Origin of the sequence: Ramlibacter rhizophilus (assembly GCF_004681965.1) — a bacterium.
GTDB lineage: Bacteria > Pseudomonadota > Gammaproteobacteria > Burkholderiales > Burkholderiaceae_C > Ramlibacter > Ramlibacter rhizophilus.
The window spans coordinates 37541-62101 of record NZ_SMLL01000007.1; the positions used below are offsets into that span (position 1 = coordinate 37541).

Sequence of the window (24561 nt, forward strand, 5' to 3'; positions counted from 1 at the left end):
CCGGCGTCAGCCTGCGGCCTGCGCCTGCGACGGCGCGAGCCGGCTTCCCAAATTCGCGCAGAACTCGTCCCACAGCCGGTCGGCCTTGGTCTTCACGGCGCTCAGGCCGAAGGTGCCTAGGCGGCCGAGGATTTCCACCTTCACCTTCATGCCCAGGGCGGTGCCGCCTTCCACGGCGGCCAGCGAGATGTCGCTGCGCTGCTTGAGCGAGCTGGCCACGGCCGCGTCCTCGCCGGTGCCTTCGCTGCGCAGGAACGTGGGCGGGTGCTGCTCGACGATCTTGGTGCGCAGCTTGAACTTCGCGCTGATGAAGGAGAACTTCACCTTCATCACCGCGACGTACTCGACGTCGCTCACCACCTCGATGGACTCCATGCCGGGCACGCAGTCGCCCATGACGGCGGGGTCCAGCAGCAGGGCCCAGACCTGTTCGGGCGTGCCGGGCAGGGTGACGTTCTTTTCAATTTCCATGCATCTTCTCCGCGGCCACGAGGACCGATTCCACGATCTGCGTGTAGCCCGTGCACCGGCACAGGTTGCCGGCCAGGCCCTCGCGGACCTGTTCTTCCGTGGGCCGGGGGTTCGCGTCCAGCAGCGCGCAGGAGGCCATCAGCATTCCGGGCGTGCAGTAGCCGCATTGCAGGCCGCCGCAGGCCATGAAGCCTTCCTGCAGCGGGTGCAGCGTGTCGCCGCGGGCCAGGCCCTCGACGGTCTGCACCGAGCGGCCCTGCACGTGCACGGCCAGTTGCAGGCAGGACTTGACCAGCTCCCCGTCCACCCGCACCGAGCAGGCGCCGCAGGTGCCGGTCTCGCAGCCGCGCTTGGTGCCGGTCAGGTGCAGGTCCTCGCGCAGGAAGTCGGACAGCATGCGCCGGGCCGGCACCTCCGCCTCGACCTGCTCGCCGTTGACCTCGCATCGGATCGTGTGTTTGCTCATCGCGTTTCTCCCTCGATCGGTGCCACGGCCAGGCCGAACACCTGTTCCAGCGTGCGCTGCGTGTTCACGCGCACCATCTCACGGCGGAATTCCTGTGAGCCGCGCAGGTCGTCGATCGGCTCGATCGCCTCGGCCACGCGGGCCGCCACGTCCTCGGCCAGCCGCGGCGTGACCATGGCGCCTTCGAGCAGGGCCTCGGCCTCGCGCACGCGCTGCGGCACCGGCACCGAGGCGCCGACCACGATGCGGGCCTGCCGGCACAGCCGGCCCTCGTGCCGCGCGAGCACGGACACGTTCACCAGCGGGCGGTGCTCGGCCGCAGTGCGGCGAAAGCGGGTGTAGTGCCCGGTCGCGTCTTCGGACAGCGGCGGCACGCGCACTTCCAGCACCAGTTCGTCCGGCCCGAGGGCCGTTTCGAAGAAGTCCACCAGGAACTCCTCCACGGGCAGCACGCGTTCGCCCCGATGGTTCGCCAGCACCAGCTGCGCACCCAGGGCCATGAGGCATCCGGGCGGGTCGGTGGACGGGTCGCCATAGCAGAGGTTGCCGCCCAGCGTGCCCTGGTGGCGCACCTGCGGGTTGGCCAGGCGCGCGGCCATGTCGGCCAGCATGGGCACGTGGCGCTGCACCAGCTCGCTGCGCGCGATGTCGATGTGGCGCGAGAGCGCGCCGATGCGCAGGCCCTCGGTGGCGTCCCAGCGGATGCCGCGCAGCGCCTCGATGCGCGCCGCCGAGACGATGTGCGTGGGCACCAGCATGCGCTGGCGCATGGCCAGCATCAGCGCCGTGCCGCCGGCCATCAGCCGGGCCTCGTCGCCCAGGTCGGCCAGCATGCGGCTGGCCTCCTGCACGGAGGTGGGCTCCAGGTAGTCGAATTCACGCATGGCCCGCGCCCTCCTTCTGTTCGCGCAGCGCCCGCAGGCCCGCCAGCACCTTCTCGGGCGTGATGGGCAGCTCGGTGATGCGCACGCCCACCGCGTCGAACACCGCATTGGCGATGGCCGGCGCGCCGGGCAGGATGGCGCATTCGCTCGCACCCTTGGCACCGTAGGGGCCGTTGGGGTCGTTGGATTCCACGATGCCGCTGCGCAGCGCGGGCAGCGAATCGGGCGTCGGCATCGTGTAGTCGGCGAAGTTGCCGTTGGCGATGCGGCCGTCCTCCAGCTTGAGCTGCTCGTACAGCGCCCAGCCGATGGCCTGGGCCGCCGCGCCGTTGCTCTGGCCGTGGACGGCCACGGGGTTGAGGGCCTTGCCGCAGTCGTCGGCGACGAAGCTGTCCACCAGCCGCACCTGGCCGGTCTCGGTGTCCACCTCCACCTCCACCGCCTGCGCGGCGAAGGAATAGGCGGGCGCCACGTTGCCCATGAGCTTGTCGTGCATCTGCGTCTTGGCGTCCCAGCTGCCGGTGACCAGGATCTCGTGGCCGCCGTGGCGCCAGATGTGTTCGCGCGCCAGGGCCGCGAGCGTGAGGCGCCGTTCGGCGGCGCCCTGCACCATCACGCAGCCTTCGCGGATCTCCAGCTGCTCCACCGGCACGTCCAGCTTGGTCGACGCCAGCGCGAACAGCTTCTCGCGTGCCGCGCGGGCCGCGACGATGGCGGCGTTGCCGGCCACGATGGTCACGCGCGAGGCGAGCGTGCCGATGCAGTAGGGCGAGTGGTCGGTGTCCGGCAGGGCCACGTGCACGTGCGCGAGCGGGATGTTCAGCTCGTGCGCCACGATCTGCGCCAGCATGGTCATCGCGCCCTGGCCCACGTCGGCCTCGCTGCTGTGGACGATCACGCGGCCGTCCTCGTTGACCTTGAGCATGACGGTGGAGCCGTCCCAGTTGCCGATGGTGCGGTTGCCGCTCACGTGCATGGCCGCGGCCACGCCCACGCCGCGGCGCAGCCGGCCCGAAGAGGCCGCGCGAGCGCGTTTGGCGGACCAGTCGAGAGCCTCCACGCATTGCGACAGGCACTGCTGCAGCCCGGTGCTGCCGATCTTCCAGCCGTGCACCGAGGTCTCGCCCGCCTCGATGGCGTTGCGGCGGTGCACCTCCACCGGGTCCAGCCCGAGCTGGCGGGCCATGGTGTCGATGTGGCTGTTCAGCGCGAACAGCATCTGCGTGCCGCCGAAGCCGCGGAAGGCGCCGTGCGGCGGGGTGTGGGTGTAGACCAGCCGCGCGCGCGAGCGCACGTTGCGGTTGCGGTGCATGTTGTCGCTGCGCATGGCCGAGACATGCATGATCTCGGGCGTGAGGCCGCTGAAGGCGCCGCAGTCGGCCACGATGTCCACCTGCTTGGCCACGATGCGGCCGCCCTCGTCCATGCCCAGCTTGAGCGTGATGCGTTCGGGCAGGCTGGTGGGGCAGGCGAGGAAGTCCTCCAGCCGGTTGTTCACCAGGCGCACCGGACGCCGCGCGGCCAGCGCCAGCATGGCGGCGATGAGGCTGTTGGCGTCCTCGATGATCTTGCCGCCGAAGCCGCCGCCGGTGGTGGCCTGGATCACGCGGATGCGCGATGCCGGCATCTGCAGCACCTTGGCCAGGCGGTCGCGCACCAGGAAGGCCGACTGCGTGGCGGTCCAGACCTGCAGGCGCCCGTCGGCATCGACCGTGGCCACGCTGGCCATGGGTTCCATGTAGCCCGGGTACTGCGGGTGGGTGGCGTACGTGGCCTCGTGCACGAGGTGCGCCGAGGCGAAGCCGGCGTCCACGTCGCCGCGGTCGAAGGCGATCTCGTGCACCAGGTTCGAGTGGCCGGCGTGCACTTCCGCGGCGCCGGGGGCCAGGGCCTCGTCCACCGTGAGCAGAGGCGCAAGCTCCTCGTACTCGATGTCGATCAGGTCCAGCGCGTCGCGCGCGGTGTCCTCGGTGCTCGCGGCCACGGCCGCGACTTCCTGGCCGGCGAAGCGCACCACGTCCAGCGCCAGGGTGCGGCGGTCCTTGTGGTGCACGCCCCATGGCGTTGCGGGGCTGTTGGCCCCCGTGAGCACCGCCTTGACGCCCGGCAGCTGCTCGGCGCGCGAGGTGTCGATGCGCACGATGCGCGCATGCGGGTAGGGGCTGCGCAGCACCTTGCCGTGCAGCATGCCGGGCAGCTGGATGTCGCCGGCGTACTGCGCGCGCCCGAGCACCTTGGCCCGGGCGTTGACCTGGGCGACGTCCCGGCCCAGGGTGGATTCATCGGTCGCCATGGGCGTTGCCTCCCTGATCCGCGGCCTCAGTTCGCCTGGATGCCCAGGTCCTTGATGACGCGGCTCATGACCTTGTATTCGTCCGCGTTGGTCGTGCCCAGCACCGAGGGCTCGCCGCCCACGGGCAGCGCGCCGAAGGTGGCGAGCTTCTGCACCACGTCGGGCTGCTTGAGGATCTCGTTCATGTGGCTGTTGATGGTGCTGACCACGGCAGCCGGCGTGCCCTTGGGCGCGAAGAAGCCGTTCCAGGCGCCCACGACCACGTCCTTGTAGCCGGCTTCCACCAGCGTGGGCACCTGCGGGGCGAGCGGGCTGCGCTTGGCGTCGCCGATGGCCAGCGGCACCAGGCGGCCGGTGCTGGTGTACTGCGACACCGCGCCCAGCGTGACCCAGGCGGTGTTCACGTGGCCGGCGACCACGTCGTTGACCGAGGGGCCGACGCCGCGGTAGGCCACGTGCTGCAGGTTCACGCCGGCGGACTTGTTCAGCCATTCGCCCAGCACGTGCATGGGCGAACCCGCGCCGGGGCTGGCGTAGCTGAGGGACTTGCCGCCCTTGGCCTGGGCGACGAGCTCGGGCACGTTCTTCACGCCCACGCTCGGGTGGGCCACCAGCACCAGCGGCTGCACGGCCGTCTTGATGACCGGCTCGAAGCCATTGAGCACGTCGTAGCTGGCGCTGGCCGGCAGGTTCATGACCATGGGCGCGGTCGTGAAGGGGTTGGGCGTGAACAGCAGCGTGTAGCCGTCGGGCGCGGCGCGGCTCACGAAGGTGTTGCCGATGGTGCCGCCGGCGCCGGGCTTGTTCTCCACGATCACCGTCTGCTTCAGGCGCTGCGTGAGCTTCTCGGCGAACAGGCGTGCGATCGCGTCCGTGTCACCGCCCGGCGGGTAGGAGACCACGATGGAGATGGGCTTGGTCGGGTAGGACCCGCCCTGCGCCATGGCGGGCGCGGCGATCAGGGTGCCCGCGGCGGCGCAGGCCAGGACGAGGTGGCGGCGGGAGAAGGTCATCGAGGGCTCCTTGGAAGGGTGGGGAAATCGGTTGCAGGACATCACACTAGGGCATAACGGTTGATCGATCAACAGAGAAAGCGAGAAAAGCACCCCGAGGGGTGCGTGAAGCAGGGCATCAGTCGGCGGTGATGCCCAGCTCCTTGATGATCTTGCCCATCTTGTGGAAGTCCTCGGCCGTGGCCTTGGCCAGCACCTCGGGCGTGCCGCCACCGGGCGTGGAGCCCACGGCGGTGATCTTGGCGACGACCTCGGGCATCTTGAGGATCTCGTTGACGTGCTGGTTCAGGGCGGCGACCACAGGGGCCGGCGTGCCCTTGGGCGCGTACAGGCCCATCCAGGACGGATTGACGATGTCCTTGTAGCCGGCCTCGACCAGCGTGGGCACCTGGGGCACCAGCGGCGAGCGCTTCGGATCGGCGACGGCCAGCGGCACCAGCTTGCCCTCGTTCATGTACTGCGAGACCACGCCCGGGGTGAGCCAGGCGGTGTCCACGTGGCCGGCGACCACGTCGGTCACCGAGGGAGCGATGCCCTTGTACGGGACGTGCGTGAGCTTGACGCCGGCTTCCCGGTTGAGCCACTCGCCGATGATGTGCATGGGCGAGCCGCTGCCGGGGCTGGCGTAGGTCACGCCCTTGCCGGACTTGGCAGCCTGGATCATCTCGGGCACGGACTTGTAGCCTTTGCCCGGATGCGCCACCAGGATCAGCGGCTGGTAGGTGGTGAGCACGATGGGCTCGAAGCCGTTGATCACGTCGTAGGCGCTGCTCGGCGCCACCTTCAGCACCTGCTGCGCGGTGGTGAAGGTCTTGGGGGTCAGCAGCAGGGTGTGGCCGTCGGGCGCGGCCTTGGAAACGAAGCTGTTGCCGATGGTGCCGGCGGCGCCCGGCTTGTTGTCCACCACCACCGGCACCTTCAGGCGCGGCGAGAGCTTCTCGGCGATGACGCGCGCGATCAGGTCGGTGTCACCGCCGGCGGGGTAGGCGACGACGATGGTGATAGCCTTGCCCGGCCAGTTCTGCGCCGCGGCGGGCAGGGGCAGGAGGGCGGTGGGCGCGAGCGCGAGGACGGCAGCGCCGAGGAAGTGACGACGGATGAGACGCATGGGAAGACCCGTTGAGTAAAAGCAGGAACGAGTGGGAAGTGGGAGGCTGTTGACGTGAGTGCAGCGGCTGTGTCTTGGCGAAACGAACCCTTCAAGGAGCACGCGCGTTGACTCGTACAAACAAGGATCGTGCCAGCGAGCCCTGGGCCGACCTCGACGAAAGCGGCGAGGGCCTGCGGGTGCCGGATTTCGTGACCACCATGGTCGCCCGCACGGCCAGCGCACTGCGCCGGACCATCACCCTGCCGTACGCGGAGCGCTTCGGCCTCACGGTGTCCGAGTGGCGCATGCTCTCGGTACTGGCCGAGGCGGGCGAGATGAGTTTTTCGGAGCTGGTGGTGCAGTCGGTGGCCGACAAGGCCCAGGTGAGTCGCACGCTCAAGCTGATGCAGGAGCGCGGCCTGGTGGCGCTGGAAGGCAGCGAGGGCAACCCGCGCTGGAAGCAGCTGCGCTGCCGCATCACGGCCAAGGGCAAGGCGCTGTACGAAGAGGTGATGCCCTTCGCGCAGCGCAGCCAGGCGGCCATGCTGCTGACGCTCAGTCGCGAGGAGCGCATCGCCATGTACCGCGCGCTCAAGCGACTGCGCGAGGTGTGCGAGCGCTCGGGGCCCATCGACGGCTCGGAGTGAGGCAGCATCACAGCTCCAGCACCAGCCGGTCGCTGCGGCAACCGCCCACGCAGATCATCATGCTGCGGCCCGCCTCGCGCTCGGCGGCGCTGAGCACGCTGTCGCGGTGGTCGGGGCAGCCCTCGATCACCCGTGTCTCGCAGGCGCCGCAGATGCCGTCCTCGCAACTCGTCAGCGGCTCCACGCCGCTGGCGCGGATGGCCTGCAGCAGCGTCTGCCCCGGCGTGACCGCGATCAGCTTGCCGGAGCTTCGCAGTTCCACCGTGTAGGCCGCGCGGGCGTCCGCGGCGGCCTGAATCTCCACGGCGGCAAAGCGCTCGACGTGCACCTGCGCGTAGCCCAGCTCCGCGCAGTGGCGCTCGAAGGCATCGAGCATCGGCGCCGGGCCGCAGGCGTAGTAGTGCGTGTTGCGCCCTGCGGGGCGGTCCTCCAGCAGGCGGCGCAGGTCGGGCGGGCCGCCGTGCTCGGCGTCGAAGTGCCAGGTGACGGGCGCGTCCAGCGCACGCACGTCGTCCGTGAAGGCGGCCTGCTCGCGCGAGCGGGCGAGATAGATCAACTCGAAGGACCGGCCGAGGCTTTTCAGCCGCCGCGCCATGGACAGCAGCGGCGTGATCCCGATGCCACCGGCCACCAGCACCGAATGCGCGGCCTGCTCGTCCAGCATGAAGTGGTTGCGCGGCGCGGAGATGGACAGCACCGTGCCCACGCGCAGCTGCTCGTGCACCCAGCGCGATCCGCCGCGGCTTGCGCGGTCGTTCAGCACGCCCAGCAGGTAGCGGCCGCGCTCGGCGGGGTCGTTCAGCAGCGAGTAGCTGCGCACGAAGCCGGCCTGCAGGTGCAGGTCGATGTGCGCCCCGGCCTCGAAGGGCGGGAAGGCGTGGCCCGGGGCGGGCACCAGCTCGATGCCGATCACGCCTTCGGCTTCGTGCCGCAGGGTGCGCACGCGCGCTTGCAGGAGGGACATGCGCTGGCCCGGGTTCTCAGGCCTTCGCGCCCGCGGCCTCGAGCTGCTTGGCCGCCAGCGCCTTGAGCTGGCGGCGCAGTCGCACCACGCCCATGTCGTGCTGGTACAGGTGCTCGCGGCGGTTGGCGTCGGGCTCCATGTTCTCGATGGCCAGGCGGTCCTGCTCCAGCACGTTCCAGTGCCGCTCCTCCAGCCGGTTCTTGTAGAGGAAGCGCCAGGTGTCGCGCTGCCAGCCCGAGACCTTGCGGCAGCGCCAGTGGAAGACGCCCGCCACCTGCTTGTTGATGGGGGTGTAGCTGCCGATGATGGTGAAGTTGCCGCCGGGCCCGCCCGTCTTCGGATAGGGGATCTCCAGGCGCATGACGTGGATGCCCGTGTCCATCCACTCGGTCCAGTCGAAGTTCACGTCGCGCTGGCCCTTCTTCTCGAAGACGAAGCCGGTCTCGGTGTTGCGCAGCTGGAACTCGGCGCTGATCTCGCCCTCGGCCATGGAGTGCGACTGCTTGTGCAGGAAGGCACCGTGCATGGGGTCGATCACGTTGTCGATCACGTAGCGGTAGTCGCAGCCCCACTCGGTGTAGCAGAGGAAGGAGGACCACTCGGGCGAGGTGAGCTCCTCGGGCAGGCGCAGCGGCGGGGCGGACTCCAGGTGCGAGTCGGTGGCGTTGAAGAGGAACACCGCGCCATTGCTTTCCTGGGCATGGAAGCGGCGCGCCGCGCGCGAGCCTTCCAGCTTGCAGCCGGGGCTGCCGGGCACGCGCGTGACCACGCCGTCGTGCCGCACCTCCACGCCGTGGTAGGGGCAGGCCACGCGGTCACCGAGGTTCACGCCCAGCGACAGCGGCGCGCCGCGGTGCGGGCAGTGGTCCTCCAGGGCGTTCACCTGGCCGGTGGCGGCGTCGCGCCACAGCACGATCTTGTAGCCCAGGCGGCGCAGCGAGATGGGCTTGTCCTGCACGAAGGCGGACGGGCACACGGGATACCACAGGTCCTTGAGGCCGACTTCGAGCGCGGCGTCGACGGGGTCCTGCTGGAACATGACGTTGGACATTTGCATGGGGCTTCTCCGTTGACCTCAGGCACCCAGGCGCGCCATCAGGGCCTGGTAGTTGTCGGGCGTCCAGGGCTGGCCGTTCGGGGCCGAGGGGCCGGAGCGGTTGAGGTAGCCGACCATGCCGTCCAGGTCGTGGATGCCCTGGGCGAAGGCGCGCTCGATGGCATCGCCCAGCAGGCTCTCGAAAGCCGTGGGCGGCGCGCTGCGGGTCTGGTGGGTCTCGTTGTAAAGCTCGGGGGTGCGCATGGCGTTCTCCTGGCGGGGGATCAGGGCTTGGGGCGGTCGGTCATGAACTGGCCGGTGGGCGCCTCGGCCTGGTGCTGGCGCCGGGTGTGGCCATCGATGCCGCCCTTGATCGCCCACTCGGCGAACATGGTGGGTCCGGGCGTGATGTCGCGCGGCTGCCAGGCGGCGGTGAGTTCGTCCTCGTCGGTGTAGTACTCGATCAGGCCACCGGCGGGGCTGACGAAGTACCAGAAGATCGCGGAGGACACGGGGTGGCGGCCCGGGCCGAGTTCGGTTTCCCAGCCGCAGCGCGACATGTGCATGCCGCCGCCGAAGACCTCGTGCAGGTCGCGCACCACGAAGGCCACGTGGTTCAGGCCCTTGCGCGGCTGCGGCGGCTGCAACAGGAACAGGTCGTGGTGGCCGCCCTCCGGCGCGCAGCGCAGGAAGCTGCCGCGGCCCGGGTAGCGGTCCGAGAGGATGAAGCCCAGCTTGTCCTGGTAGAAGCGCGTGGTGGTCTCGATGTCCGTCACGAAGAAGACCACGTGGCCCACCTCGACAGGGTGCGCGCGCTCGTAGGCGGGGCTGGGCTTGTCGATGCGGCTGCGCTGGCCCCAGGTGTTGGCCTGGGCGGACTCCAGCTCGATGGCGTGCTTGCGCGTGAGCTGCAGGCGCAGCGCCAGGCCGTTCGGGTCGGTGCAGCCCACGCGGCCGTCCGCGTCCACGAAGCCGGGCTGGTCGGCCAGCCGCTCGCGCGCCTCGGCCAGCGCCGATTCGTCCTGCACGCCCCAGACCACCTGCCGCAGCGTGGGGTCCGGCTCCACGCCGGCGGGAACGCCGGGCTTGTCCGAGTGCACCACCACCACCCGGCAGCCGTTGAGGCACTCGAAGTCCAGCTGGTCGGGGGCCTCGGCCACCAGCGTCAGGCCCCAGTCGGTGAAGAACTGTCGGCACCGGGCCAGATCGGCCGCGCCGAAAGTGACCTCGTCGATCCCTTGCACACGCATGTTGATTCCCTTGTGGATCCGTCGAGCTGTTTCTTATATGAAACGCAGTTTCGGATATGAGACGTCCCGCATTTTACGCAGCGGCTTCCCGGAGGCAAGCCCGCCGGCCAATTCCGACTGATTGGCATGGTCGATGCGACGGCCGGGTCGCGCGCAGCCTGCGCACGCCGGCTCAGACGCGGATCACCCGCCCCGTGATCCCGCTCTCAAGGCAACGCAGGTAAGCCAAGGCCACCCGCGCGCCGCTCACCAGCTCGAACCCCGGGAACGCCGCCACGGCGGGTGCCGGCGTGCCCTCGACCAGGCTGGGGCTGACCACGTTCAGGCGCAGGCCGCGCGGCAGCTCGGTAGCTGCCGCCATGGCCCAGTGTTCGATCGCGCCGTTGACCATGCTCAGGGACGATCCGCCCAGGATCGGCTCGTCGCTGGTGGTGCCGGAGGTGAGGGTGATGGAGCCGCCCTCGCGCAGCACGGCGCGCGCGGCCAGGGCCAGGTTCACCTGCCCGAGCAGCTTGTCCCGCAGGCCCAGGCCATAGACGGAGTCCTCCAGCGCGGCGGGCTCGATGGCGGCCAGCGGCCGGAAGTGCGCACGGCCGGCGGTGGAGACCACCGCGTCCAGCTCGCCCATCGTGCCCAGGGCCTGCGCCGTGGCCTTGGCGTCGGCCAGGTCGAAGACATGGTCCGCGTCGGCCAGGCCGGCGGTGATGACCTCGTGCGAGGCGCGCAAGGCCTCGTGCACCGCGCGGCCGATCACGCCGCCGGCGCCGACCAGCAGGATGCGCTTGCGGGACTGCGCCATGGCCTCAGTCCGCCAGCACCGGCGGGGGCGGCGGCGTGAAGAAGCGGCCGCCCACGGCCCAGTCGGCATGGGCGACGTCGTTGAACATCACGTACACATGCGCGGGGTCGCTGCCCGCATGGCGCGCGAGCGTCTCGGTGATTTCGGTGGCGATGCGCTGCTTGGTCTCGGCGTCGCGGCCGGCCAGCATCTCGACTTTGACGATGGGCATGGGGGTTCTCTCTTCAGCTTCTCAGGGGTTCCAGGCGAGGACGATCTTGCCGACGTGGCGGCCGCTGTCCATGTAGGCATGGGCGGCCTGCACCTCGGTCATGGGAAAGACGCGATCGACCACCGGCGGGGCGAGCCGGCCCGAGGCATAGAGCGGCCAGAGCTCGCGCACCACCGCCGTGCCGATGCGCGCCTTGTCCTCGACGCTGCGGGGGCGCAGCAGCGTACCGGTGATGACCGCGCGCCGGCGCAGCACCTCCATCCACTCCAGCGTGGCGGTGGCGCCCTGCTGGAAGGCGATCTGCACGAGGCGCCCATCCAGGGCCAGGCAGCGTACGTTGCGTGCGGTGTAGTCGCCGCCGACCATGTCCAGGATGACGTTCACGCCGCGACCGCCCGTGAGCTCGGTCACGCGGTCCTCGAAGCGCTCCTCGCGGTACCGGATGGCGCGTGCGCCCCAGCCTTCGACGATGGCCGCCTTCTGCGCGCTGCCCACGGTCGCCAGCACCTCATGCCCGCGCGCCACGGCCAGCTGGATCGCGAAGCTGCCCACGCCGCTCGCGCCGCCATGCACCAGCAGGCGCTCGCCGGGAGCGAGGCGCGCCTGCTCATAGACGTTGCTCCACACCGTCCAGGCCGCCTCGGGGAAAGCGGCCGCCTGCACGAGGTCGAAACCCGGCGGAAAAGGCAGGCAGTGCGAGGCCGGCACGCACACGTACTGCGCGTACGCGCCGCCCGGCGTGAGGGCGCAGACGGCGTCACCCGCATGCAGCGTGTCCACGCCCTCGCCGACGGCGTCCACCGTGCCGGCCGCCTCCAGCCCCAGGAGCGGATTCGCCCCGGGCGGCGGTGGGTAGGTGCCGGCGCGCTGGGCGATGTCGGCGCGGTTCATGCCCACGGCCTGCACCTTCAGGCGCACCTCACCCGGACCGGGCTCGGGCAGCGGCATCTCGGCCAGGCGCAGCACCTCGGGGCCGCCAGGGCCTTCCACCTGCACGCAGCGCATGGACGTCATGCTCAGGCCACCGCCTTGTCGCCCCGAGCATCCACCGCAATGCCGTAGAAGCCATAGGTCTCGGTGAAGCGATCGCGCTCGAATTGGTTCAGCCACAGGCGCATCAGCCAGCGCTTGCGATCGGGCTCGGGCCAGTCGGTGAAGCCGGTGCGCGAGTGCAGGGTGACATGGTTGTTCAGCCACTGGATGTCGCCGGGGCGGAAGTCCATGGACAGGCACAGCTCGGGCGATTCGGCGTAGTGGTCGATGAGCGCCAGCAGCTCGTGGTGGCGTGGTGAGAGCGGCGGTGCGCCCTCGTAGCGCTGCGCGGACTCGATGAAGTTGCGCAGGTACATCATGGACAGCTTGCGCCCGTTCCAGCCGCAGATGGAGGTGACCCACCAGGGGTCGCCGGTGACGGCATTGCGCTCGCCGCGATGGTCGAACCACAGACGGTCGTAAAGGAGCGGGATGAGGTCCGGCCGGTCCCGCAGCAGCGCGTTGTAGATGCTGGTGGAACTGACCACCAGGCTCGCGCCGCCGGCCTGGGCCGTGCGCACGCACATGAGGCCCACCATGTCCGCACCGTCCACGTGGAAGGGCGCGGCGCGGTTGGTGTGATAGAAGCGCGTGTTCGCGTTGGTCTGCGGGTCGGCGCCGGTCGTGTCCTGCACATGGCCGAACAGCTCGCCGCGCGCGTTCTGCACCACCGGGTCTCCCAGGTGCCGGCCCAGGCCCCAGTAGGCGATGCTGCGTTCCTCCAGCGTCCAGTCGTCCACCGGCAGGCCACGCCACAGCTCGAAGCCCCGGCCTTCCTCCAGCTCGCGCGCCAGCACGCGGATGCGCTCGTGCAGCGAGCCCAGGGGGAAGTCCTGCGCGCCGATGTCCTCCAGCGGCTTGCCCGTGCCCGCCGCCGCATCCACCGCGCGGCGCACCTGGTCCACTTCATCTCTCGAAAGCTGGTAGCGCCAGCTCGCGTCGGCCTCCATCTGCGCGCGCGTCCAGGCGCTCGGGCCGGTGTAGGGGGTGGTGAGCATCGAGGTCATGGCGGTCTCCTTCAGCCGGCCACGAGGCCGGGGCTCTTGCGTCCGCGCAGGATCGGCCAGCCGATGGCCGCGAGCACGAACAGGCCGGTGATGAGTTTCAGGTCGGAAGGCGCGAGGCCCAGCGAGAGCGCGAGCGAGCTGATCTGGTAGTACACCACCGAGCCCACCACGGCCGCGGCCAGCTGGCGCAGCAGGCTGCCGCGCCCCAGCAGGGCCTCGCCGATGATCAGCGAGGCCAGCCCATTGACCAGCATGCCGAAGCCCATGCCCACGTCCGCATAGCCCTGGCTTTGCGCCAGCAGCGCGCCCGAGGCGGCGGTGATGGCGTTGGCCAGGCCCAGGCCGACGACGATGTAGGCCGTCGAATGCACGGCCAGCGCCGGCGCGAGCTGCGGGTTGGCGCCCACGCCGCGCAGGGCCAGGCCGACGTCGGTCTGCAGGCCCCACCACAGCGCGAGCAGGATCACGGCGAGCAGCGCGGCCAGCAGCCCGATCTGCAGGTCCAGGCTGCCGAGGATGGCCGGATGCATCCAGTCGAAGAGATTGGGCAGGCCGAACAGGGGCGTGTTCGGCTTTCCCATGATGCGCAGGTTCACGCTCCACAGCATGGTCAGCGTGAGGATGCCGGCCAGGAGCGAGTGCACGCGGAACTTCAGGTGGATGAGGGCGGTGCACATGCCCGCGAGGAAGCCCGCGCCGACGGCCAGCAGCGTGCTCGTGACCGGGTGCAGCCCCGCCGTGATCAGCGCCGCCACCGCGCAGCCGCCCAGCGGGAAGGTGCCCTCGGCGGTCATGTCGGGGATGTTGAGGATGCGAAACGGGATCATCACCCCCACGGCCACCAGCGCGTACAGCAGGCCCTGCACCGCGGTGATGGGGATGAGGTTGTAGAAGGTGCTGAGGAATTCCATGGGCGTTCAGGCCGTCGCGGATTGCAGGAGGATCTCGTCGTTCGCCTGCCCGAAGCGGCGCACGATGTCCTGGATGGTCAGGCGGCCCTTCTCCGCGGCGTCGATGTCCAGCTTGATCTTGCCGGCCTCCATCATCAGCAGGCGGTTGCCATAGTCGATGGCATGGCCCATGTTGTGCGTGATCATGAGCGTGGTCAGCTCGTGCTCGGCGACGAGGCGGCGCGTGGCGTCCATCACCAGCTGCGCGGTGCGCGGATCGAGCGCGGCGGTGTGTTCGTCCAGCAGCAGCACGCGTGGCCGGCTCAGGGTGGCCATCACCAGCGCCAGCACCTGCCGCTGCCCGCCCGAGAGCAGGCCGGCGCGCGCGCCCATGCGTGTCTCCAGCCCCAGGCCGAAGCTGGCGAGCAGATCGCGAAAGCGCGCGCGTCGCTCGCCGTTGAGCGCCATGCGCAGGCCCCGGCGCTTGCCGCGCATGGCCGCCAGCGCCAGGTTCTCCTCGATGCTCAGGGCCGGCGCCGTGCCCAGCATGGGGTCTTGGAACACGCGCGAGATGAGCGCGGCACGCTGGTGCACCGGCCAGGCGGACACGTCCACGCCGTCGATCACCACGCGGCCGGCCTGCGGCCGGATCACGCCGGCCAGCACGTTCAAGAGCGTGCTCTTGCCGGCGCCGTTGGTGCCCACCACCACGGTGAAGCTGCCTTCGGCCAGGGCGAGGCTCAGGTCGTCCAGGGCCACCCGCTCGTCGGGCGTGCCGGGATAGAAGACGACGCGGATCGTGTCCAGTTCGATCATGCGCGCATCACTCGACGACGCAGTTGCAGTTCTTGAGCGAGGCGGGAAGCTGGATGCCCAGGTCCTTCATGCGCACCGCGCTGATCTTCATCTCGTGGTCGGCCGCGGTGGGCATGGCCACCGCGATGTCCGCCGGGTTCTTGCCGCGCAGCACGTCGGCGGCGATCTTGCCCACCGTGGTGCCCAGGCGGGTGTACTCCACCGTCATCGCGCCCAGGAAGTGGTGCGCCGCGACGTTGGTGAGGTTGGGGCTGAAGGTGGGCAGCTTCATGCGGTTGGCCACCGAGGCGATGGCCGGCGCGGCCGGGATCAGCAGGCTGGAGGCGGGGATCATGAGCGCGTCCACGCGTCCCTGGAAGGACTGCACGCGCGCGGGGATGTCGTTGGCGTTGTCCACGCCCACCTTCACCAGCTCGATCTTGTGCTTGGCGGCCGCGGCCTCCATGGTGCGGAGGAACCCCAGGTCGGAATCGTCGCCGGGGTTGTAGAGGAAGCCCAGGCGCTTGACGTTGGGCATCAGCGTCTTGATGAACTCCAGCGTCGCATCCATGCTGGGGATGTTGGAGCCGCCGGTCATGAGCGGGTCGCTCTTCTCGGCCGAGGGCACCAGCTTGGCGCCCACCGGGTCGGTCACCGAGCCGAACACGATGGGGAACTTGCGCGAGGCCAGGGCCTGCTTGGCCGTCTGCGTCAGCGGCGTGGTGATGGTGAGCATCAGGTCCGGGTTGCCGGCCGCGAGCTTGTTCAGCAGCTGCGGCGCGAGCGAGCGGTCGAAGTTGACGTGCCCTTCGTCGTAGGTGGGCTTGAAGCCCTGGCGCGCCAGTTCGGCCTTGAAGCCGTCGATCAGCTGGTGCAGCGTGGGGTGGGGGCCGAACAGCGCGATGGCGACCTTGGGAGTCTGCTGCGCCAGCGCGGCGCTGCTGCCGATGGCGAAGGCCAGGCCGACGCAGGCGGCCGCGAGCGTCTGGAGGGGGCGGAACTTCATCTCGTAACTCCTAGGGTTGCAGTGGTGGCGAAGAGGGTGCCTTCAGGGCGTGAACACACGCCCATGGTTCAGGAGGCCGTCGGGATCGAGCGCACGCTTGATCCGTCGCATGGTGTCGAGCTCGGCCGGCGGGCACTGGCGTTCGAACGCCTCCCGCTTGGCAAGTCCGATGCCATGCTCGGCGGAGATCGATCCGCCGCACTGCGCGACGAGCGCGTACACGGCCTCGTCCACGCGCGCCGCGACCGCGGGTGCGCAGGACATCAGCAGGTGCAGGTTGCCGTCGCCCAGGTGGCCGTACACCAGCGGCCGCAGGGTCGGATCGATGCCGGCGATGGCCGCGGTGATGCGGGGCAGGGTGGCTTCCAGCGCGGCGCTGGGAATGCTGATGTCGAAGGACAGGAAGGGGCTGAGCGAGCGCGCCACCTCGCCGGCGGACTCGCGCACGCGCCACAGCTGCGCCGCCTCGTTGCCCGACTGGGCCAGCACCACGTGCGGCGTGTCCAGGCGCGCGGCGAGCTGCGAGAGGGCGTCCAGCACGCGGGCTTCCTCGCGCGCGGCGTCGGTGTCGAAGGACGACACCTCCAGCAGCACCTGGAAGGCGCAGGCGCCCGCGAAGGGATCGCGCCCGACGCTCAGCACCCCGGTCACGTGCCGCACATAGTCCTGCCACATGACTTCGAAGGAGGTCAGCGTGGGACCGAAGAGCGCGCGGCAGGCCACCAGCGCGTCGAGCACCTGCGAGAGCGAGCCCAGGCCCACGGCCACGGTGCTGCGCGCGCGCGGTTGCGGCTGCAGGCGCAGCACGGCGCGCGTGACCACGCCGAGCGTGCCCTCGGCGCCCACGAAGAGCTGCTTGAGGTCATAGCCCGCGTTGTCCTTGACCACGCGCGACAGGCGCGAGATCACGCGGCCGTCGGGCAGCACCACCTCCAGCCCCATGACGTTGGCGCGGGTCATGCCGTACTGCAGCACGCGGTTGCCGCCGGCGTTCGTGGCGATGGTGCCGCCGATGCGGCAGCTGCCCCGGCTTCCCAGGTCCACCGGATAGAACAGGCCATGGCGCTCGGCCGCCTCCTGCACCGCCTGCAGCGTGGCGCCGGCCTGCACCGTGAGGGTGCCGCTGAAGACGTCCACGTCCTCGATGCGATCGAGCAGCTCGGTGCTCAGGACCACCTCGCCGGCCTGCGGCGCGCCGGCGCCCACCAGGCCGCTCATGCCGCCCTGCACCACCACGCGCAGCCCGGCGCGCGACAGGCGCGCCATCAGCTCGGCGACCACCTCGGGCGTGCGCGGACGCAGCACCGGCGCCGCGGCACCCCACTCGCCGGACCAGTCGCGGGTGTAGTGCTCGCCGGCCTCGCTGCTGGCGAGGAAGGCCACGTCGTCCGACAGGCCGGACAGCAGCTCGCGCACCCGATCGTCCAGGGCGCGGGCCGGGGTCGCTGCGCGAGGCGGGCTCAAGCTGTCCGACAAGACAAGTCCTCTTTTGTTGACTGATCAACTGTGGAGGCCCATCCTGTCAGACGCAGCCTGAGGTGTCAATCGGGGTTGGAACCCGAGGCGTGGGAGCGCGTGACGCTGAACTGTCCGACGATCTGCTTGGCGGGGCAGACCCGCCGGACTACACTCGCTGCCCATGTCCCGGCCCGCCGACGTCATCGTTCCCTTCGCTGCGCCCGCTGGGGGCCCGCGCGGCAGCGTGGCCGACTATGTGCTCAACGAGATCGCGCGGCGCATCGTGGACGGCACCTACCGGCCCGGCCAGCGCATCGTGGAAGCCGAGGTCACGCGCGACCTGGGCGTCAGCCGCAGCTCCGTGCGCGAGGCGCTGCGGCGGCTGGAGAACAACCGCTTCATCCGCGTCGAGCCGAACCGCGGCGCCACCGTGGCCACGCCGCAGCCGGCCGACATCGTGGCGCAGTTCCGCATCCGCGAGGTCATCGCCGGGCTGGGCGCGCGCATGGCCGCCGAACGCATCGGCCTGCCCGGCCACCGCGAGCTGGCCGCGCGCCTGCTGGAGGAGATCGACGCGCAGATGCAGGCCGGCGTGCCCACGCGGCACCGGGCCGAGAACGGCCGCTTCCACCGCACCATCAACGACATGTCCGGCATCGCCGAGATCGGCGAGCTGCTGGACCAGTTCAACTTCCCCATCCTGCACAGCATCTACTTCCGTGACCTGTCGCTGGAGAACTGGAAGGAGAACATGGGCGACCACCTGGACATCGGCCGCGCCGTGCTGCACGGCGACGGCGTGGCGGCCGAGCACTTCGCGCGCCGCCACATGCACCGCTCGGTGGACATCGCCATCGTGATCGCCGAGCGATTGATGAAGGAAGACCAGGACGCCCGCGCCGCATGACCGCACCCACCGACTACGCCCCCCTCGTCGAATTCCCCGCCGGCGGCTATCGCTACCTGCCCGGTGGCTTCCAGTACTCCGCGGCCGTGCAAGCCCTGCCCGGCCACGCCATCGAACGCGTGCGCCTGCCGCGCCTCGTGCCGCTGGCCGAAGGCTTCGCCGCCATCGAGCGGCACCTGCGCGCGCAGGGCCGCCCGCTCACCGCCCTGTGTGCCTGCGAGCTGCGCTCGCCCGGGCAGATGAGCGAGGCCGAATTCATCGCCTTCAACCGGCAGTACGTCCGCACGCTTCAGGACTGGGGTTTGATGGAAGGCGAGCGCAATCCAGTGGCGCGCTGCAACCTGGTGCCGGTGGACGAGGTGCCCGCGCAGGCGGGCTTCCATGCCTTCAGCTACACCGTGGTGGCCGACGGCGCCGCGGGCGACTTCGTCGTCTCCGGCGCGGCCGAATGCCCGGACAAGCCCAACTACCGCGAGCACATCGTGCGCCTGGGCGAGACCTCGCCCGAGGCGCTGGCCGACAAGCTGCGCTTCGCGCTCGGCGACCTGGGCACGCGCCTGGACCTGCTGGGCATCGCCGGCCGCGAGGTGATGGAAACCCGCCTCTACACGGTCCACGTCATCGACACGCTGCACGATGAACTCGCCGCGCGGGGCCTGGCCGGCGGTGGCGTGGGCTGGCACCGCGTGCGGCCGCCCGTCAAGGACCTGGAGATCGAAGTCGATGCCCGCCGCACCCGCTGCGAGCGCTTCCTCATGCCCTGAAAGATGTGATGGCCAAACAAGTGATCGACTGCGGCCTGCCCGCGCTCAAGCAGCCTTTTTCCTGGGCGGTCAAGGGCGGTGGCCTGCTCTTCACCGCGCATGGGCCGGTGCGCGCCGACGGCAGCATCGACACCGGCCCCGTCGCCGACCAGGCGCGCCTGACCTTCGAGAACCTGCGCCGCGCCGTGCAGGCCGCGGGCGGCACGCTGGCCGATGTCACGCAGGTGCTGATCTACATGACCGAGGTGGCCGACATGCCGGCCATCGATGCCGTGTACCGCGAGTTCTTCCAGCCGCCGTACCCGAACCGGTCCAGCGCCGCCGTCGCGGCGCTGGTGGTGCCCGGCATGAAGATCGAAATCGTCGCCTATGCGGCGCTGGACTAGGAGACCTATGGCAACGCTCTACCGTGAATTCCGACAGCAGTCCGAGATCGACGCGCAGTACAACGCGGGCGCTTCCGTGCCCGACTTTCCCGCGCACCTGGCCCGCTGGCGCGAGGACTCCGCGGCCGCGCGCCGGCAGTTGCCCTGCGAGCTGCGCGTGCCCTACGGCCCCACGCTCGCCGAGACGCTGGACATCTTCCCCGCCGAGGCGCCCGGCGCCCCGGTGCTGGTCTTCGTGCACGGCGGCTACTGGCGTGCGCTGGACGCCGAGGACTTCAGCTTCGTCGCGCTCGGCCCGCGCGCGCGCGGCTTCACCACCGTGTCGGTGAACTACGCGCTGTGCCCCTGGGTCAGCCTGGACGAGATCACGCGCCAGGTGCGCGCCAGCCTGGCCTGGGTGCACCGGAACATCGCGCGCTGGAACGGCGACGCGCAGCGAATCGTCCTGGCCGGCCACTCCGCCGGCGGCCAGCTCACGGCCATGGGCCTGCTCACGGACTGGGAAGAGCGCTATGGCCTGCCGGCCGACCTGGTCAAGGCGGCGGTGCCGATCAGCGGCCTGTACGACCTGCGCCCGCTTCGCTTCAGCTACCTGCAGCCCTCGCTGCAGCTCGACGAGGGCGCGGTCCAGCGCAACTCGCCCTTGGACCAGCTGCGACCCGTCAGCGCGCCGGTGCTGGTGTGCTGGGGCGAACGCGAGTCCAGCGAGTTCGCGCGCCAGTCGAACAGCTTCGCCGACGCCCTGGCGGCGGGCGGCTCGCGCGTGGAGCGCCTGGCCGTCCCCGAGGCCCATCACTTCAACGTGCTGGACGGTTTCCGCGAGGCCGACTCGCCGATCTGCCGCTGGATTGCCGGGGCGGTCTGAGCACTCCCAAACCGCTCGCCCTGAGCCTGTCGAAGGGCTCGCGTGGTGGGTCTCGCGCGATGGGCTTCGACCGGCTCAGCCCGAGCGGGTTGGGAGGGCGAACGGCGTTGGGGGTTCGCTGTTTGTTGAGAGCCTGTCGCAGGGCCTTCAGGCCGACACCGCCTCGCGAACTTCTCCCTCGCGCTCCTGCGAACCCGCGCCCGCCAAGTACAGCGTCCGAGTCGGGAATGCGAACTCGATGCCCTTGGCGGCAAAAGCGCGCAGCAGCCCCAGGTTGAGCCGCTGCTGCGCGTCCATGTACAGGTTGTAGGCCGGGTCCAGCACGTGATAGACCACCTCGTAGTCCAGCGAGCTGTCGCCGAAGCCCTGGAAGTGCGCGCGGTCGAAGCGCAGCAGGGTGTCGGCCTCGACCAGGTCCTTGACGATGCCGGGGATGGCCTCGGCCAGTGCCGGCTCGGTGCCGTAGGTCACGCCGAACTTGAACGCGATGCGGCGCTCGCGCATGCGGCGGAAGTTCTTCACCGGCTGCTTGAGCAGCTCGGTGTTGCCCACCACGATCTGCTCGCCGCTGAGCGCACGGATGCGCGTGGTCTTCAGGCCCACGTACTCCACCGTGCCGGTGCCGGCGTCGCTGCTGATGAAGTCGCCGACCTCGAAGGGCTTGTCCACGGCGATGGACAGCGACGCGAACAGGTCGCCCAGGATGTTCTGCACCGCCAGCGCGACGGCGATGCCGCCCACGCCCAGGCTGGCCACGAAGGCGGTGATGTTCACGCCCAGGTTGGACAGCACGGCCAGCAGGATCACGGCCCACAGCACCGTGCGCAGGAACCAGGTCAACAGCGTTCCGGAGGCGCTCACCTGCTGGCTGCCGTTGCCATGGTGGCGCAGCTCGTAGTTGCGCACGCCGACCTTGATGGCGCGCGTGGTCCACAGCCCCAGTTGCAGCGCGATGGCAATGAACCAGAGCTGGCCCACCCGGGCGGCCCAGCGCGGGCCGAGTTCGGCCGCGTCGAGGCCGATCAGGAGGGCCGCCACGAGCAGCAGCCAGTGGTTGGTGCTCTCCAGCACGTTCACCACCACGTCGTCCATGGGGGTGGCGGTCCGCTTGGAGAAGCGCCGCAGCCGCGAGGCAGCAAAGCGCAGGCCGAGCACCATGGCGGTGTAGGCGACGACGGCGATGAGCAGCGCGAGGCCGATGCTGAACAGAGAGACCCCTGCGATCTGGGTCTGGTGAAGCCAATCGATGAGTTCTTGCATGGGCTCCACCCTAACAGACGAGGTGCCCCAACCCCTCGCATCGTGCGCTGTGCCTGCCTATGATCGCGCCCATGCCCTACATGCTCCTCATCGTCGAGCCGCCCGGCCAACGCGAAGCCCGCAGCGAGGCCGAAGGCCGTGCGGTGTACGAACGCATGACGCGCTATGCGCAGCAACTGCGCGAACGCGGGCTGCTGCGGGGCGCCGAGTCGCTCGCCTCCCGCGACGGCAGCCCGGCGCGCGTGAGCGTGCGCGGCGGCCAGGCGGCGGTGGTGGATGGGCCCTTCGCCGAAGCCAAGGAGCTCATCGGCGGCTACTTCCTGCTGGACTGCGAGTCGCGTGAGGAGGCCATCGCGCTGGCGCGCGAGTGTCCGGCCGCCGAATGGGCGACGGTGGAGGTGCGGCGGCTCGGGCCGTGCTTCACCTGAGCGCTAGGTGCGCGTGCTCGGCCTGCCAATCACATCCGTTCGCCCTGAGCCCTTCGACGTCGCTCAGGACAGGCCTCTCGAAGGGCTCTCGTGGTGGTCTCGCGCTGGGGCTTCGACAGGCTCAGCCCGAACGGACATCAGGGTCCGTCGTCTGAGGGAGCCTGTCGAAAACGCTGCGCCTCGCTCGTCATGCAAGGGCGCGGCCATCCGGCCAAGCATCCCCACCCAAGGAGCCCCGCATGAACCCTGTCGTCCACTTCGAGCTGCCCTGCGATGACCGCGAGCGCATCGCCCGTTTCTACGAATCGGCCTTCGACTGGACCTGCCAGCGGCTCGGCCCGGAGATGGGCAACTACGTGCTGGCCACCACCGCGGAACAGGACGCCAAGGCCGATGCGCCCCGCGGCGCCATCAATGGCGGCTTCTTCCAGCGCGACGCGAGCAAGCCGGCCCAGATGCCCGGCATCGTGATCGGCGTGCGCGACATCCGCGATGCCATGCGCCGCGTGGAATCGGCCGGCGGCCAGGTGCTGGGCGAGCCCATGGACATCCCCGGTGTCGGGGCCTATGTGGCTTTCCTGGACACCGAAGGCAACCGCGGCAGCCTGCTGCAGCCCCAGGGCTGAAAACGAGGAAGGAAGCATCATGCGATTTCTCATCCAGGTACGCGCCACGCCGGACACCGAAGCCGGGCGTTTCCCGCCGGACGCGGACCGCCTGTTTGCCGCCATGGGCGCCTACCACGAGGAGCTGGCCCGCGCCGGCGTGCTGCTGGACGCCAACGGGCTCAAGCCCAGTCGGGCCGGATGGCGGGTGCATTACGGCGACGGCTCGCTGCGGATCGTCGACGGCCCCTTCACCGAGACCAAGGAACTCATCGCCGGCTATACGCTGATCCAGGTGCGCAGCCGCGAGGAGGCCCTGGAGTGGTCGCGGCGCTTTCCCAACCCCATGGGCGAAGGCGCGCGCTGCGAGGTCGAGGTGCGCGAGCTCTACGAGCCGCAGGACTTCGAGGCCCTGGGCCTCGGCCAGGGCGGCCCGGGGCGCGGCTGAGCGGCATGGCGGCCGCGATCCATGACGCCCTTGCAGCCGTCTGGCGCATCGACGGTGCGCGCATCGTCGGCTCGGTCGCGCGCCTGGTGCGCGACGTGCCGCTGGCCGAGGAGCTGGCGCAGGAGGCCATGGTCGCCGCGCTGGAGCGCTGGCCGCAGGACGGCCTGCCCGATCGCCCCGGGGCCTGGCTCATGACCACGGCCCGCAACCGCGCGCTGGACTGGCTGCGCCACCGCCAGATGCAGGCGCGCAAGCTCGACGAGCTCGGCCGCGACCTGGAGGCGCAGGAGGCGCTCATCGTGCCCGACTTCAGCGAGGCGCTGGACGCCGCGCGCGAGGACGAGATCGGCGACGACCTGTTGCGCCTCATCTTCACCGCCTGCCATCCGGTGCTGCCCACCGAAGGACGGGTGGCGCTCACGCTCAAGCTGCTCGGCGGCCTGCGCACCGCCGAGATCGCACGCGCCTTCCTGGTGCCCGAGCCCACCATGGCCCAGCGCATCGTGCGGGCCAAGCAGAAGCTGCGCGACGCCCGCGGGCCTTTCGAGGCGCCACGTGGCCCGGACCGCAGCGCCCGGCTGGACTCGGTGCTGGAGGTCGTCTACCTCGTCTTCAACGAGGGCTACACCGCCTCGGCCGGCGCGGACTGGATGCGGCCGGAGCTGGCCCAGGAGGCCCTGCGGCTCGCGCGCATGCTGGCGGGACTCATGCCCGAGGCGGCCGAGGCGCACGGCCTGGCCGCGCTGCTGGAGCTGCAGTCGTCGCGCATGAACGCCCGCCTGGACGCGCAGGGCCAACCGGTGCTGCTGGACCGGCAGGACCGCACCCGCTGGGACCCGCTGCTCATCCACCGTGGCCTGGCGGCCCTGGCGCGGGCCGAGGCGCTGGCCGCGCAGCGCGGCTTCTACACGCTGCAGGCGGCCATCGCTGCCTGCCACGCGCGCGCGGTGCGCGCCGAGGACACGGATTGGCCGCGCATCGCGGCGCTGTACGCCGAGCTGGCGCGGCTGCGTCCTTCGCCCGTCATCGAGCTCAACCGCGCCGTGGCGGTCTCGCGCGCCGAGGGCGCCGAGGCCGGACTCGCCCTGCTGCAGCCTTTGCTGCAGGAGCCGTCCCTGCGTGCGTACCAGTGGCTTCCCAGCGTGCAGGCCGAGCTGTTGCAGCAACTCGGCCGACGCGACGAGGCGCGCGATGCGTGGTTGCGCGCCGCCGCCCTGGCCGGCAACGACGCCGAGCGGCAACTGCTCGAAGCGCGGGCGGAGGGCCTTCGCCATGCATGAGCTGGAAAAGAAAACCCCCGCGACCTGCCCGTCGCGGGGGTATTGAAAGCCGGGCGGGAAACCTTGGAGAAAGAACGCCCGGCGCCGGAGTGACCACCCATTCACCCAATCGGACCCGCCATTTCCGGTTTGGTTTCACCGGTCGCTGCGTATCCGTGTGTTGCATGGTGTACCCAAATCCCCAGCCTCGGCTGTAGGACGAAGCCCAGCGGTGGGGGCTCGTTCGCACTAGCTCCGTTCGCAAAATCGATCTGGCGGCCAAGCCTCGATTTCTCTTAGCATCGCAGCCGCTTTGCAAGAACACAT

The 24561-nt window shown here is 70.4% G+C and carries 28 protein-coding genes; 9 read left to right on the plus strand and 19 right to left on the minus strand.

Translation table 11 applies throughout. The features are described from left to right. Positions 1-6: 6 nt before the first annotated feature. The 6 genes from EZ242_RS17135 to EZ242_RS17160 form a co-directional block, all read right to left on the minus strand. Positions 7-471, minus strand: coding sequence for an SRPBCC family protein (locus EZ242_RS17135; RefSeq protein WP_135286422.1), 465 nt, complete (start codon positions 469-471; stop codon positions 7-9). Further along, the gene (locus tag EZ242_RS17140; protein WP_135286423.1) at positions 461-937 is read right to left on the minus strand and encodes a (2Fe-2S)-binding protein; all 477 of its coding nucleotides are present in this window, start codon (positions 935-937) and stop codon (positions 461-463) included. The genes EZ242_RS17135 and EZ242_RS17140 overlap by 11 nt, the downstream gene beginning before the upstream one ends. Next, the gene (locus EZ242_RS17145) at positions 934-1821 is read right to left on the minus strand and encodes an FAD binding domain-containing protein (RefSeq protein WP_135286424.1); all 888 of its coding nucleotides are present in this window, start codon (positions 1819-1821) and stop codon (positions 934-936) included. Before EZ242_RS17145 ends, EZ242_RS17140 begins: the two co-directional genes overlap by 4 nt. Next, positions 1814-4114 (minus strand): xanthine dehydrogenase family protein molybdopterin-binding subunit, encoded by a 2301-nt coding sequence (locus EZ242_RS17150; RefSeq protein WP_135286425.1) that lies wholly within the window; start codon positions 4112-4114, stop codon positions 1814-1816. The genes EZ242_RS17145 and EZ242_RS17150 overlap by 8 nt, the downstream gene beginning before the upstream one ends. 26 nt (positions 4115-4140) lie before the next feature. Beyond that, complete coding sequence (locus EZ242_RS17155) at positions 4141-5127, minus strand: Bug family tripartite tricarboxylate transporter substrate binding protein (protein ID WP_135286426.1); 987 nt, start codon at positions 5125-5127, stop codon at positions 4141-4143. Positions 5128-5245: 118 nt separating this feature from the next. Continuing rightward, on the minus strand, positions 5246-6235 hold the full coding sequence (locus EZ242_RS17160) for a Bug family tripartite tricarboxylate transporter substrate binding protein (RefSeq protein ID WP_135286427.1): 990 nt from the start codon (positions 6233-6235) through the stop codon (positions 5246-5248). A 107-nt stretch (positions 6236-6342) separates the two neighbouring features. Between EZ242_RS17160 and EZ242_RS17165 the strand changes: the two genes are divergently transcribed. Then, positions 6343-6864 carry a MarR family winged helix-turn-helix transcriptional regulator gene (locus EZ242_RS17165; protein ID WP_240787140.1) on the plus strand — a complete coding sequence of 174 codons (522 nt, stop codon included), beginning with the start codon at positions 6343-6345 and terminating at the stop codon, positions 6862-6864. A 7-nt stretch (positions 6865-6871) separates the two neighbouring features. On the opposite strand, the gene EZ242_RS17170 is transcribed toward EZ242_RS17165, so the two are convergent. The 12 genes from EZ242_RS17170 to EZ242_RS17225 all read right to left on the minus strand — a co-directional run bounded on the left by EZ242_RS17170 (position 6872) and on the right by EZ242_RS17225 (position 17318). Continuing rightward, complete coding sequence (locus EZ242_RS17170) at positions 6872-7828, minus strand: PDR/VanB family oxidoreductase (protein WP_135286428.1); 957 nt, start codon at positions 7826-7828, stop codon at positions 6872-6874. A gap of 16 nt (positions 7829-7844) precedes the next feature. Continuing rightward, a complete protein-coding gene (locus EZ242_RS17175) occupies positions 7845-8885 on the minus strand; it encodes an aromatic ring-hydroxylating oxygenase subunit alpha (protein WP_205960676.1) in 1041 nt (346 codons plus the stop codon). 18 nt (positions 8886-8903) lie between these two features. Beyond that, positions 8904-9128: a recombinase-like helix-turn-helix domain-containing protein gene (locus EZ242_RS17180; protein ID WP_135286429.1), complete on the minus strand. Its 225-nt coding sequence runs from the start codon at positions 9126-9128 to the stop codon at positions 8904-8906. A gap of 20 nt (positions 9129-9148) precedes the next feature. Further along, positions 9149-10114, minus strand: a complete 966-nt coding sequence (locus EZ242_RS17185) for a VOC family protein (protein ID WP_135286430.1) — start codon at positions 10112-10114, stop codon at positions 9149-9151. Positions 10115-10286: 172 nt separating this feature from the next. Next, positions 10287-10913 carry a short chain dehydrogenase gene (locus EZ242_RS17190; protein WP_135286431.1) on the minus strand — a complete coding sequence of 209 codons (627 nt, stop codon included), beginning with the start codon at positions 10911-10913 and terminating at the stop codon, positions 10287-10289. A gap of 4 nt (positions 10914-10917) precedes the next feature. Then, positions 10918-11124, minus strand: a complete 207-nt coding sequence (locus EZ242_RS17195) for a tautomerase family protein (protein ID WP_135286432.1) — start codon at positions 11122-11124, stop codon at positions 10918-10920. A 21-nt stretch (positions 11125-11145) separates the two neighbouring features. Next, complete coding sequence (locus EZ242_RS17200) at positions 11146-12129, minus strand: NAD(P)H-quinone oxidoreductase (RefSeq protein ID WP_205960683.1); 984 nt, start codon at positions 12127-12129, stop codon at positions 11146-11148. Between the two features lie 11 nt (positions 12130-12140). Continuing rightward, positions 12141-13163: a TauD/TfdA family dioxygenase gene (locus EZ242_RS17205; protein WP_135286434.1), complete on the minus strand. Its 1023-nt coding sequence runs from the start codon at positions 13161-13163 to the stop codon at positions 12141-12143. 11 nt (positions 13164-13174) lie between these two features. After that, a complete protein-coding gene (locus EZ242_RS17210) occupies positions 13175-14074 on the minus strand; it encodes an ABC transporter permease (RefSeq protein ID WP_135286435.1) in 900 nt (299 codons plus the stop codon). 6 nt (positions 14075-14080) lie between these two features. After that, on the minus strand, positions 14081-14869 hold the full coding sequence (locus EZ242_RS17215; protein WP_135286436.1) for an ABC transporter ATP-binding protein: 789 nt from the start codon (positions 14867-14869) through the stop codon (positions 14081-14083). 7 nt (positions 14870-14876) lie between these two features. Continuing rightward, positions 14877-15854 (minus strand): ABC transporter substrate-binding protein, encoded by a 978-nt coding sequence (locus EZ242_RS17220; RefSeq protein ID WP_135286437.1) that lies wholly within the window; start codon positions 15852-15854, stop codon positions 14877-14879. Positions 15855-15896: 42 nt separating this feature from the next. Continuing rightward, positions 15897-17318 (minus strand): FAD-binding oxidoreductase, encoded by a 1422-nt coding sequence (locus tag EZ242_RS17225; protein WP_135286438.1) that lies wholly within the window; start codon positions 17316-17318, stop codon positions 15897-15899. A gap of 175 nt (positions 17319-17493) precedes the next feature. Between EZ242_RS17225 and EZ242_RS17230 the strand changes: the two genes are divergently transcribed. From EZ242_RS17230 to EZ242_RS17245, 4 genes are read left to right on the plus strand one after another with little or no spacing between them, the layout of a single operon-like run. Next, positions 17494-18219 carry a GntR family transcriptional regulator gene (locus EZ242_RS17230; RefSeq protein WP_135286439.1) on the plus strand — a complete coding sequence of 242 codons (726 nt, stop codon included), beginning with the start codon at positions 17494-17496 and terminating at the stop codon, positions 18217-18219. Then, positions 18216-18983: a 2-amino-5-chloromuconate deaminase CnbZ gene (gene cnbZ / locus EZ242_RS17235; protein ID WP_135286440.1), complete on the plus strand. Its 768-nt coding sequence runs from the start codon at positions 18216-18218 to the stop codon at positions 18981-18983. Before EZ242_RS17230 ends, cnbZ begins: the two co-directional genes overlap by 4 nt. Positions 18984-18991: 8 nt before the next feature. After that, on the plus strand, positions 18992-19369 hold the full coding sequence (locus EZ242_RS17240) for a RidA family protein (protein ID WP_135286441.1): 378 nt from the start codon (positions 18992-18994) through the stop codon (positions 19367-19369). A 7-nt stretch (positions 19370-19376) separates the two neighbouring features. Next, a complete protein-coding gene (locus EZ242_RS17245; RefSeq protein ID WP_135286442.1) occupies positions 19377-20234 on the plus strand; it encodes an alpha/beta hydrolase in 858 nt (285 codons plus the stop codon). Between the two features lie 147 nt (positions 20235-20381). On the opposite strand, the gene EZ242_RS17250 is transcribed toward EZ242_RS17245, so the two are convergent. Next, complete coding sequence (locus EZ242_RS17250; RefSeq protein ID WP_135286443.1) at positions 20382-21494, minus strand: mechanosensitive ion channel family protein; 1113 nt, start codon at positions 21492-21494, stop codon at positions 20382-20384. Positions 21495-21565: 71 nt separating this feature from the next. Between EZ242_RS17250 and EZ242_RS17255 the strand changes: the two genes are divergently transcribed. From EZ242_RS17255 to EZ242_RS17270, 4 genes are all read left to right on the plus strand, one after another. Continuing rightward, entirely contained in the window at positions 21566-21922 is a 357-nt protein-coding gene (locus EZ242_RS17255; RefSeq protein ID WP_135286444.1) for a YciI family protein, read from the plus strand. Positions 21923-22161: 239 nt separating this feature from the next. Beyond that, positions 22162-22548, plus strand: coding sequence for a VOC family protein (locus EZ242_RS17260; RefSeq protein WP_135286445.1), 387 nt, complete (start codon positions 22162-22164; stop codon positions 22546-22548). 19 nt (positions 22549-22567) lie between these two features. Continuing rightward, entirely contained in the window at positions 22568-22975 is a 408-nt protein-coding gene (locus tag EZ242_RS17265; RefSeq protein WP_135286446.1) for a YciI family protein, read from the plus strand. 5 nt (positions 22976-22980) lie between these two features. Next, complete coding sequence (locus EZ242_RS17270; protein ID WP_135286447.1) at positions 22981-24255, plus strand: RNA polymerase sigma factor; 1275 nt, start codon at positions 22981-22983, stop codon at positions 24253-24255. The last annotated feature ends 306 nt before the right edge of the window (positions 24256-24561 follow it).

Excerpts from the sequence above, each read along its gene's own strand:
- EZ242_RS17250 (WP_135286443.1), bottom strand. The coding sequence starts at position 21,494 with ATGCAAGAACTCATCGATTGGCTTCACCAGACCCAGATCGCAGGGGTC.
- EZ242_RS17260 (WP_135286445.1), top strand. The coding sequence starts at position 22,162 with ATGAACCCTGTCGTCCACTTCGAGCTGCCCTGCGATGACCGCGAGCGC.
- EZ242_RS17155 (WP_135286426.1), bottom strand. The coding sequence starts at position 5,127 with ATGACCTTCTCCCGCCGCCACCTCGTCCTGGCCTGCGCCGCCGCGGGC.
- EZ242_RS17185 (WP_135286430.1), bottom strand. The coding sequence starts at position 10,114 with ATGCGTGTGCAAGGGATCGACGAGGTCACTTTCGGCGCGGCCGATCTG.
- EZ242_RS17220 (WP_135286437.1), bottom strand. The coding sequence starts at position 15,854 with ATGAAGTTCCGCCCCCTCCAGACGCTCGCGGCCGCCTGCGTCGGCCTG.
- EZ242_RS17215 (WP_135286436.1), bottom strand. The coding sequence starts at position 14,869 with ATGATCGAACTGGACACGATCCGCGTCGTCTTCTATCCCGGCACGCCC.
- EZ242_RS17230 (WP_135286439.1), top strand. The coding sequence starts at position 17,494 with ATGTCCCGGCCCGCCGACGTCATCGTTCCCTTCGCTGCGCCCGCTGGG.
- EZ242_RS17180 (WP_135286429.1), bottom strand. The coding sequence starts at position 9,128 with ATGCGCACCCCCGAGCTTTACAACGAGACCCACCAGACCCGCAGCGCG.
- cnbZ (WP_135286440.1), top strand. The coding sequence starts at position 18,216 with ATGACCGCACCCACCGACTACGCCCCCCTCGTCGAATTCCCCGCCGGC.
- EZ242_RS17145 (WP_135286424.1), bottom strand. The coding sequence starts at position 1,821 with ATGCGTGAATTCGACTACCTGGAGCCCACCTCCGTGCAGGAGGCCAGC.
- EZ242_RS17270 (WP_135286447.1), top strand. The coding sequence starts at position 22,981 with ATGGCGGCCGCGATCCATGACGCCCTTGCAGCCGTCTGGCGCATCGAC.
- EZ242_RS17255 (WP_135286444.1), top strand. The coding sequence starts at position 21,566 with ATGCCCTACATGCTCCTCATCGTCGAGCCGCCCGGCCAACGCGAAGCC.
- EZ242_RS17205 (WP_135286434.1), bottom strand. The coding sequence starts at position 13,163 with ATGACCTCGATGCTCACCACCCCCTACACCGGCCCGAGCGCCTGGACG.
- EZ242_RS17200 (WP_205960683.1), bottom strand. The coding sequence starts at position 12,129 with ATGCGCTGCGTGCAGGTGGAAGGCCCTGGCGGCCCCGAGGTGCTGCGC.
- EZ242_RS17160 (WP_135286427.1), bottom strand. The coding sequence starts at position 6,235 with ATGCGTCTCATCCGTCGTCACTTCCTCGGCGCTGCCGTCCTCGCGCTC.
- EZ242_RS17245 (WP_135286442.1), top strand. The coding sequence starts at position 19,377 with ATGGCAACGCTCTACCGTGAATTCCGACAGCAGTCCGAGATCGACGCG.
- EZ242_RS17210 (WP_135286435.1), bottom strand. The coding sequence starts at position 14,074 with ATGGAATTCCTCAGCACCTTCTACAACCTCATCCCCATCACCGCGGTG.
- EZ242_RS17150 (WP_135286425.1), bottom strand. The coding sequence starts at position 4,114 with ATGGCGACCGATGAATCCACCCTGGGCCGGGACGTCGCCCAGGTCAAC.
- EZ242_RS17265 (WP_135286446.1), top strand. The coding sequence starts at position 22,568 with ATGCGATTTCTCATCCAGGTACGCGCCACGCCGGACACCGAAGCCGGG.
- EZ242_RS17195 (WP_135286432.1), bottom strand. The coding sequence starts at position 11,124 with ATGCCCATCGTCAAAGTCGAGATGCTGGCCGGCCGCGACGCCGAGACC.
- EZ242_RS17170 (WP_135286428.1), bottom strand. The coding sequence starts at position 7,828 with ATGTCCCTCCTGCAAGCGCGCGTGCGCACCCTGCGGCACGAAGCCGAA.
- EZ242_RS17190 (WP_135286431.1), bottom strand. The coding sequence starts at position 10,913 with ATGGCGCAGTCCCGCAAGCGCATCCTGCTGGTCGGCGCCGGCGGCGTG.
- EZ242_RS17135 (WP_135286422.1), bottom strand. The coding sequence starts at position 471 with ATGGAAATTGAAAAGAACGTCACCCTGCCCGGCACGCCCGAACAGGTC.
- EZ242_RS17240 (WP_135286441.1), top strand. The coding sequence starts at position 18,992 with ATGGCCAAACAAGTGATCGACTGCGGCCTGCCCGCGCTCAAGCAGCCT.
- EZ242_RS17175 (WP_205960676.1), bottom strand. The coding sequence starts at position 8,885 with ATGCAAATGTCCAACGTCATGTTCCAGCAGGACCCCGTCGACGCCGCG.
- EZ242_RS17140 (WP_135286423.1), bottom strand. The coding sequence starts at position 937 with ATGAGCAAACACACGATCCGATGCGAGGTCAACGGCGAGCAGGTCGAG.